The sequence below is a fragment of the Pseudomonas sp. H26/SER47-MNA-CIBAN-0231 genome, assembly GCF_040310465.1.
GTDB lineage: Bacteria > Pseudomonadota > Gammaproteobacteria > Pseudomonadales > Pseudomonadaceae > Aquipseudomonas > Aquipseudomonas atacamensis.
The window spans coordinates 1-3,735 of record NZ_JBEOPW010000037.1 but is presented as its reverse complement, the minus strand read 5'-3'; the positions used below and the strand labels follow the sequence as shown (position 1 = coordinate 3,735).

The following is a 3,735-nucleotide window of genomic DNA, read 5'->3' as shown; positions in this document are numbered from 1 at the left end:
GGCATTGCTAGACACCTTCGCCCCCATGAATGGTTGAGTCAATTAACAGAGGTGACAGGTAGGCTGACACGGGGGGGTTTGAAAAAGTGACCCGCTGTAAGAGCGGAACCGTAATCGGCCACACCCGCAGAAACGGATATACACCCAAAACCCGAAGAGCATGGTCGGCCCAAAGGCCGCCAAGAACACAAAAAAAGCCCCACAACCGAAAACCAGTGTGGGGCGAAAAAATTGGTTGGTTGCGGCCAACCAAAGGAGCTCTGTCAAAACCCGTCAAGCGCTCAGATCAAATACACTCCTGAGCCGCCCGCTCAAAACTCGAAGGCAACAAATTCGACGCCAGCAAATGCCGCTCATAAATGAACACCTTGCCGCCCTTCCCCGCCTTGTACGCCTCCAGCACGTTATCCGCCGACACCTTGCTCGGCACCACAATCCGATAACTGCGCTGACTCTGCGAAACCGTCGGATTCAACGCACTGTCCTGCAACTTCGGCACCACGCAATCGGCGTACTGCGCCGGCGTCTTGCTGGTCTGCAAGGTCAGGGTCGGATCGTTCGGCGCCGAAGCGCAACCGGCGAGCAACAGGGAAACAAAAGCCATGGCTGGCACGAATAAAGGACGCATGGAGTAAATCCTGAAAATAAAGGTTCGGTTCAACCGGCAACGGTTCGACTTCACGGCGCCGCCGTTGCCATTTACGTTTTAAGAATCAGCTCGACGCCACCAGGGCCTTGAGCGACACATCGAATTGCTTCAGCGCATTGAGTTGCAGATCACGTTGCTGATTGATCTGCGCGGCGATCTGCGGCGCTGCCTGGTTGTGCACCCAGACCGAAGGCAACTCTTGCTCAATCGCCCCCTCGGCCTTGCCGATGTACTGCAGATCGGCGTCGTAGAACCGCGCAGAGAAGCGCGCCTCGACCAAACTGTTGCGCTGAGTCAGCAAGCGGTTGAACGTGTCGAGCTTGACCACCACGTCCGGATGGGCCTGAACCAGCGCATCGAGGTTGTCGTAGACGGTCACCGAGACGAACTGCTGTTGCAGCGAACTCACCAGCCAGTCGAGGGCCAGTTCCGGGTCGGAGCTGCCGACAAAGGCGTCGCGGATTCGCGAGTCCAGTGCGTCTTTCGCACCGTTCAGCGCCATGTCGTGGTAGCGCTCCAGGTATTGCAGGTTCTGCAACGTGTTTTCGCTCAACAACACCCCCACGGTCTGCGTGTGCTGCAACGCCGAGGCGCTGGCGGCGATGGGTTGCAGGTGACACGACCGGGCGTCGTCTGCGTAAGCCGGTGCGGTAACTAACCCGCCCATCAGCAGGGCGATCATTGCCAGTCGAGTCAGAATGTTCATCGCGCAATTTCCTTGAGCTGCGTCTTCGATGGAGGCGATTTTCCGCCGATCGCCGGCAAAGCAGAACTTGCGTTTCTTGATGGTCACTATTACTTCCAGCAATAGTTGCGTGTCGCGCAGACTGATGCACACTGGATACATCCATGAAAAATGATGAGGGTCTCGCCTTGAGAACGTTTGATCTGATCCGTGACGCCGTGCTGCCCGAATATCGCAACCGCGTAGCCGAATACCTGGTGCAGTACGAAAGCGTCCTGCTGGACAAAAACACCCGCGATGCGCAATTGATCCGCGACACTGCCCAGCAACTGCGCGGTTATCTGCGCGGCCTCAATACCACGCGGGTGCTGGGCATGGCCTATTGGGAAGAGCTCGATCGCCGCGTGGTAGACACCTGGCTAAGCCCGCAAGAGTGACCGCTGAAGCGCCAGTGGTCTGCCCGGCAACACGCCCCCTGCGAAAAACCTGACCAAACGCTTACAATCGCAGGCCTATTGCCATACAGACAGGCCTGCCCGGAAATGCCGCTCGACCCGCCAACGATGCTGACCATCACGATCGCCCTCGCAGCCGCTGCCGCGCTGTACCTGGCGGTCGAGTGGCGCAGCATCCGTGAGCCTTCGCTACTGTTCTGGAGCGCCGGTTTCGCCACCATCACCATCGGTTCCACCCTCGCGCTGCTGCGCAGCAGCGGTTTTCTGCTGCTGGGCATCTGGTTTGCCAACGGCCTGCTGGTGACCGCGCATTTCTTCTTCCTGCTCGGCGTGGCGCGCTTCACCCAGACCCGACTGTCGCCGGCGTGGTACCTGATTTTCGCGACGTGGCTGATCATGTTGATGATGCCGGACGGCCCGCTGTGGTCCAAGGCCATGCTGGTGGCCAACTCGCTGCTGGTGGCGATCCCGACACTCAAGGCCAGTTCGCTGCTGCGTCCACACGGCAAGTCGTTGAGCGTTGGCGCGGTGCAACTGCGTTATGTGCTGCTCGGCCACGGCATCTTTTATGTGGCCAAGGCCCTGACCGTGGTGATCCCCGGCACGCTGATCGATCTGGCGGCGTTTCGCGGCGAGATCATTCAGATTTCGCTGGTCGAAGGCGCAATGGCGATCATGTTGATCGCCCTGTCGATGACCGGCACTGAGCGTTATCGCCGGGAAAAACAGATCGCCCGCCTCGCCGAGCGCGATCCACTCACGGCCCTCTACAACCGCCGCGCCCTGGAAAAACGCACGCCACGCCTGTTGGCCGGTGTCTCCGCGCAAAGACCGGGTGCGTTGCTGTTGATCGATATCGACAACTTCAAACTGGTCAACGACCAGTACGGGCATATCGCCGGTGATCGCTTGCTGATTGCTCTGAGCGAGATGATCCGCGCCCAGCTGCCGCCCCATGCGCTGACGGCGCGGCTGGGTGGCGACGAGTTTCTGATGCTGCTCAACAATGCCTCAGCCGAAGCTATCCTTGAACTGGGCAATGCCTTGCGCGAACAGTTTCTGGCCTTGGCGTCGCACACCTATCCCACGTCCGCTGCGGTGACTTTGAGCATCGGCGCCACCCTGTTCGACAAACCGCCGGCCAGTCTCGCGGCGCTGATCGAACTTGGCGACGCCGCGCTCTACGAGTCCAAACGCGGCGGACGCAACCGCTTGCGCCTGTCCGGCCTCGCCACTCCAGGATGACCCCAGCCATGTCCAGCCACGCCACCCCGCTGCAAGACCTCGCCGCCCCCGAAGGCGTTTGTTACGGCTGCGGCGGCCGCAATCCGCAAGGCCTGCACGTAAAAAGTCGGTGGGATGAGGACGGCAGCCACGTCATCGCCGAGCATGTGCCCGAAGCCCAATATTGCGGCTGGCCGGATCTGGTTTACGGCGGGCTGATCGCCATGCTCGTCGACTGTCACTCCAACTGGACCGCCATGGCCTGGCACTACCGCGCGGAAAACCGCGAAGCCGGCAGCCTGCCGCGCATCGACTGCGTCACCGGTAACCTTGGGATCAAGTTCATCAAGCCAACGCCGATGGGCGTACCGCTGCTCTTGCGCGCGCGAGTCGAAGGTGAAGTCGGGCGCAAGACCCGGGTGATTTGCGAGGTGTATGCCGGGGAAGTGCTCACGGCGGTGGGTGATTCGGTGTTTGTGCGGGTGGATACGGGGCAGTTGGCGGATGCAGCGCATGGCCGCAAAAGCCAAAGCCCCTCACCCTAACCCTCTCCCAGAGGGAGAGGGAACTGACCGTGGTGTCTGGTGGAAATACGCCGACCTGGGAAACCGAGCCGAACTCAAATCTTGAAAAAACCCTCACCCTAGCCCTCTCCCTGTATGTACCGGACACATGGTGGACAGGTGTTCGGAGACATGGTGGACACTTTTTAATAGGCACAT

The 3,735-nt window shown here is 60.2% G+C and carries 5 protein-coding genes; 3 read left to right on the top strand and 2 right to left on the bottom strand.

Annotated elements, in window-relative coordinates:
- Positions 1-286: 286 nt before the first annotated feature.
- Complete coding sequence (locus AAEZ10_RS27065) at positions 287-628, bottom strand: hypothetical protein (RefSeq protein ID WP_076563236.1); 342 nt, start codon at positions 626-628, stop codon at positions 287-289.
- An 85-nt stretch (positions 629-713) separates the two neighbouring features.
- Entirely contained in the window at positions 714-1,355 is a 642-nt protein-coding gene (locus AAEZ10_RS27060; RefSeq protein WP_273528815.1) for a class II glutamine amidotransferase, read from the bottom strand.
- A gap of 167 nt (positions 1,356-1,522) precedes the next feature.
- Between AAEZ10_RS27060 and AAEZ10_RS27055 the strand changes: the two genes are divergently transcribed.
- From AAEZ10_RS27055 to AAEZ10_RS27045, 3 genes are all read left to right on the top strand, one after another.
- Positions 1,523-1,771 carry a hypothetical protein gene (locus AAEZ10_RS27055; RefSeq protein ID WP_350571758.1) on the top strand — a complete coding sequence of 83 codons (249 nt, stop codon included), beginning with the start codon at positions 1,523-1,525 and terminating at the stop codon, positions 1,769-1,771.
- A 105-nt stretch (positions 1,772-1,876) separates the two neighbouring features.
- The gene (locus AAEZ10_RS27050; RefSeq protein ID WP_016774431.1) at positions 1,877-3,034 is read left to right on the top strand and encodes a GGDEF domain-containing protein; all 1,158 of its coding nucleotides are present in this window, start codon (positions 1,877-1,879) and stop codon (positions 3,032-3,034) included.
- Between the two features lie 8 nt (positions 3,035-3,042).
- Positions 3,043-3,558, top strand: coding sequence for a PaaI family thioesterase (locus AAEZ10_RS27045; protein ID WP_350571755.1), 516 nt, complete (start codon positions 3,043-3,045; stop codon positions 3,556-3,558).
- The last annotated feature ends 177 nt before the right edge of the window (positions 3,559-3,735 follow it).

What these genes read in the sequence shown, in the direction of transcription:
- AAEZ10_RS27065 (WP_076563236.1), bottom strand. Translation starts at nt 628, where the DNA reads ATGCGTCCTTTATTCGTGCCAGCCATGGCTTTTGTTTCCCTGTTGCTC.
- AAEZ10_RS27060 (WP_273528815.1), bottom strand. Translation starts at nt 1,355, where the DNA reads ATGAACATTCTGACTCGACTGGCAATGATCGCCCTGCTGATGGGCGGG.
- AAEZ10_RS27050 (WP_016774431.1), top strand. Translation starts at nt 1,877, where the DNA reads ATGCCGCTCGACCCGCCAACGATGCTGACCATCACGATCGCCCTCGCA.
- AAEZ10_RS27045 (WP_350571755.1), top strand. Translation starts at nt 3,043, where the DNA reads ATGTCCAGCCACGCCACCCCGCTGCAAGACCTCGCCGCCCCCGAAGGC.